The sequence below is a fragment of the Mycobacterium sp. genome, from assembly GCF_049673265.1.
In the GTDB taxonomy this organism is placed as follows: Bacteria; Actinomycetota; Actinomycetes; order Mycobacteriales; family Mycobacteriaceae; genus Mycobacterium.
On record NZ_JBATXN010000002.1, the window covers coordinates 1 to 3,476 of the forward strand.

The following is a 3,476-nucleotide window of genomic DNA, read 5'->3' on the forward strand; positions in this document are numbered from 1 at the left end:
CTCCGAGGCGGCTCGCGGCGGCACAGGAACGTCGATCCCTGCGCAGCAGGAGTCAATCCGCCGCGCACCGACCGAGCCCGGCGCACCAGCGCGGCGTCAGCCTCCTGGCCGCAACGGCTACCAGGCCAGCCACTACCAGCGCTGATACCTTCGCTACGCTGTCGGTCATGCAGCGCCGCGTCGCCCTGATCACCGGCCCGACATCGGGGATCGGCGCGGGCTACGCACGCCGCTATGCAGCCGACGGCTACGACTTGGTGTTGGTTTCTCGCGATGCTGACCGGCTCACCGAATTGGCCGCCGAATTGCGCGACGAGGCCGGGCGCGCCGTCGAAGTGCTGCCGGCCGACCTCGCCGAGTCGGCCGACCGCGGCAAGGTCGCAGAGCGGTTGGCCGCCGGCGTGGATGTGCTGGTGAACAACGCCGGATTCGGCACGTCCGGTGAATTCTGGACCGCCGATCCCGCTCTGCTGCAGTCCCAGTTGGACGTCAATGTCACTGCGGTGATGCAGCTGACCCGAGCCGCGCTGCCCGCGATGATCGAAGCCGGCACCGGCACAGTCGTCAACATCGCCAGCGTCGCCGGGTTGCTGTCCGGGCGGGGCTCGACTTATTCGGCGTCCAAGGCGTGGGTGGTGTCGTTCACCGAAGGCCTGGCCGGGGGGTTGCGCGGCACAGGTGTTGGCATCCATGTGGTGTGTCCGGGCTACGTGCACACCGCATTTCACGAACGGGCCGGCATCGACATGGCCTCGCTGCCGTCGTTCATGTGGCTCGAGGTCGACGATGTGGTCCGGGAAAGCCTGGCCGATATCGGCCGGGGCAAGGTGGTCATCATCCCAGGCATGCAGTACAAGACGATCACCACCGCCAGCCGGATGGTGCCGCGAAACCTGGCGCGCGCCGCCACCAGAACGTTCGGCCGGGGCCGTGGCCGAACCTGACCTGACCGCGACCGACCGTGACGAGTTGGCCGAGCTGGTGCGCCAATTGGCGGTGGTACACGGTCGCGTCACGTTGTCGTCGGGCAAAGAAGCCGACTACTACGTCGACCTGCGCCGCGCCACCTTGCACCACCGCGCGGCGCCGCTGATCGGCCGGCTGATCCGCGAACTCACCGACGACTGGGATTACGCGGCCGTCGGCGGCCTGACCCTGGGCGCTGATCCAGTCGCCACCGCTGTCATGCACGCACCCGGTCGCGTGATCGACGCCTTTGTGGTGAGAAAGTCAGTGAAAGCCCATGGCATGCAACGTCTTATCGAAGGTCCCGACATCTCCGGACGAAGGGTCCTGGTGGTGGAGGACACCAGCACCACCGGCGCCTCGGCGATGACCGCGGTGCGCGCCGTGCAAGACGCCGGCGGACAGGTGGTTGGCGTGGCGACCGTGGTTGACCGCGCTACCGGTGCCGCCGAAGCCATCGAAGCCGAGGGCTTGCCGTACCGCAGCGTGCTGGGGCTGGCGGATCTCGGGCTGCATTAGCGATCGTGCGTACATTCATCGCGATGGTGGTGACGCTGGCGCTGGCCTGCGCGTGTTCGAATTCGGCTGCACACCAACAGGTCTATGGCGCGTTGACCGCCCGGCTCGGCGAATCATTGGCGGTGCTGGGCTGGAACACGTCGATGTCCAACCTGCGCTGGCAAGACGACTACGTGCTTGTCGATGTCGATGCGGCGCCGACCGACCCCGCTAAGCCCCACGCCGATGCCCGCGACATCCGGTTCGGCCTCTACGGTGCGGTGGCGCACCCCATCGAGACCACCGGCATTGGCAGCTGTAGCACCGTGAGAAACCCGAAAAGCTCTGTACTCCAATCTCTTTCATCTCCCGGCGGCAAACGATTGACCGGCACGGTGTGTCTGGGCCCGCTGGCGGACCGCAGCGCAGTGCGCGGGGTGTACCTCTATTCGCCCCGCGACCGGATCGCCGACACCGCAGCGGCGTACCCGGCGGCGTTTCCGGTCGGGGTGCTGCCGACGAAAGAGAGCGACACCGGTTTGGTGGTCAAGACCACCAGCGTCGCCGCCTGGCGGGCCGACGGCACCCAGCTGACCCAGGCGTCGCTCGGCGATCCGGCTGCCTTCAACGGCCAGGGGTACATGCTGCTCGGGTTGCAGGCCGACACCATCGCGGCGAAGTACCACGACGACTCCGCGGCTCGCGGCGGCCCGATGATGTTGCTCGCCGCCCCGACCCTGCCCGCGCCCGGCCTGAGCCCGGCCTGTTCGGCTTACGGGTCATCGGTGCTGATCCTTCCGGAAGCATCGCTGAACGCCGTGCACGTCAGCGCTTCACTGTGCACCCAGGGCGACATCAACGAGGCGCTGCTCTACGCGACAATCGCGGTGGTAGGTACTCACGCCGCGGTCTGGACCCTCAGATGAACGAGCCGGGGCCAACCGAATGGGCTACTGCGGCAAGCGGAGTCGGGCCGTGGACCGGCCCCCTGCCTGACGACCCCCGGTACGACCCTGCGCTGCTGCGTGATGGCGACACCCGCAACGTCGTCGACGCCTATCGGTACTGGACGCGTGAGGCGATCGTCGCCGACATCGACAAGCGGCGACACCCGTTGCATGTGGCGATCGAGAACTTCGGCCACGACGCCAACATCGGTGGGGTAGTGCGCACCGCCAACGCGTTCGCCGTCGACACGGTCCACATTGTGGGGCGCCGTCGGTGGAATCGCCGGGGTGCCATGGTTACCGACCGCTACCAACGGCTACGCCATCACGACCACATCGCCGACCTGCTGCGCTTCGCAGCGGAAGCGGACCTGACGGTGGTCGCTGTCGACAATCTGCCCGGCGCAAGGCGACTCGAGCAGACGACGCTGCCGCGCAATTGTCTGCTGCTGTTCGGTCAGGAAGGCCCCGGCATCAGCGACGACGCCCGGGCGGGTGCGGCCCTGACCGTCTCGATCGCCCATTTCGGGTCGACGCGCAGCATCAATGTCTCCGTCGCGGCAGGCATCGCCATGCATAGCTGGATCAGCCAACACGGCGACATCGCGCAGGCTTGGTAGCGCTCCTTCACCGCCCCGCCGGTTCGAATTCGATTGGCAGAGTGGTTGGTCCGGTTAGCGCGGTCAGCGGTTTCCATGGGGCCGGTCCGGTTCGCCGGGGGTTTGGCATATGCCGAGTCATGACCGTCAGGGCTTCGGCGAGTTCGAGCCGCGCGAGGTTAGCGCCGAGGCAGTAATGCATGCCGGCGCCGAAAGTCTGTATCGCGGGGGCGCCCTCGCGGGTGATGTCGAGTTGGTCGGGGTTGTCGTAGACGGCGGGATCCCGGTTGGCCGAGGCGGTGTTGGCGACGACCAGTGTGCCGGCCGGAATGATGACCCCGGCAAGTTCGACATCCTCGAGGGCGATGCGCAGGGTGCCCCAGGCGATTGGAGAGTGTCGCATGGTTTCCTCGACCGCATTGGCGGCCAACTCTGGGTGATCAGCCAGCAGCGTCCACTGGTCGGG

At 67.3% G+C, this 3,476-nt stretch carries 5 protein-coding genes; 4 read left to right on the forward strand and 1 reads right to left on the reverse strand.

The features are described 5' to 3' along the window. Window positions 1-167 precede the first annotated feature (167 nt). Genes WBF82_RS00020 through WBF82_RS00035 form a run of 4 tightly spaced genes read left to right on the forward strand, consistent with a single transcriptional unit; the run spans window position 168 to window position 3,031 of the window. Window positions 168-944, forward strand: coding sequence for an SDR family NAD(P)-dependent oxidoreductase (locus tag WBF82_RS00020; RefSeq protein ID WP_424381070.1), 777 nt, complete (start codon window positions 168-170; stop codon window positions 942-944). A gap of 1 nt (window position 945) precedes the next feature. Further along, window positions 946-1,485: an orotate phosphoribosyltransferase gene (gene pyrE / locus WBF82_RS00025; RefSeq protein ID WP_424381074.1), complete on the forward strand. Its 540-nt coding sequence runs from the start codon at window positions 946-948 to the stop codon at window positions 1,483-1,485. Between the two features lie 5 nt (window positions 1,486-1,490). Next, window positions 1,491-2,390 (forward strand): hypothetical protein, encoded by a 900-nt coding sequence (locus WBF82_RS00030; protein ID WP_424381071.1) that lies wholly within the window; start codon window positions 1,491-1,493, stop codon window positions 2,388-2,390. Then, the gene (locus WBF82_RS00035) at window positions 2,387-3,031 is read left to right on the forward strand and encodes a TrmH family RNA methyltransferase (RefSeq protein WP_424381072.1); all 645 of its coding nucleotides are present in this window, start codon (window positions 2,387-2,389) and stop codon (window positions 3,029-3,031) included. Before WBF82_RS00030 ends, WBF82_RS00035 begins: the two co-directional genes overlap by 4 nt. 7 nt (window positions 3,032-3,038) lie before the next feature. Here the strand turns inward: WBF82_RS00035 and WBF82_RS00040 are convergent. Continuing rightward, window positions 3,039-3,476, reverse strand: a 438-nt coding sequence (locus tag WBF82_RS00040; RefSeq protein WP_424381073.1) for a cytochrome P450, incomplete at its 5' end; no start/stop codon positions are given.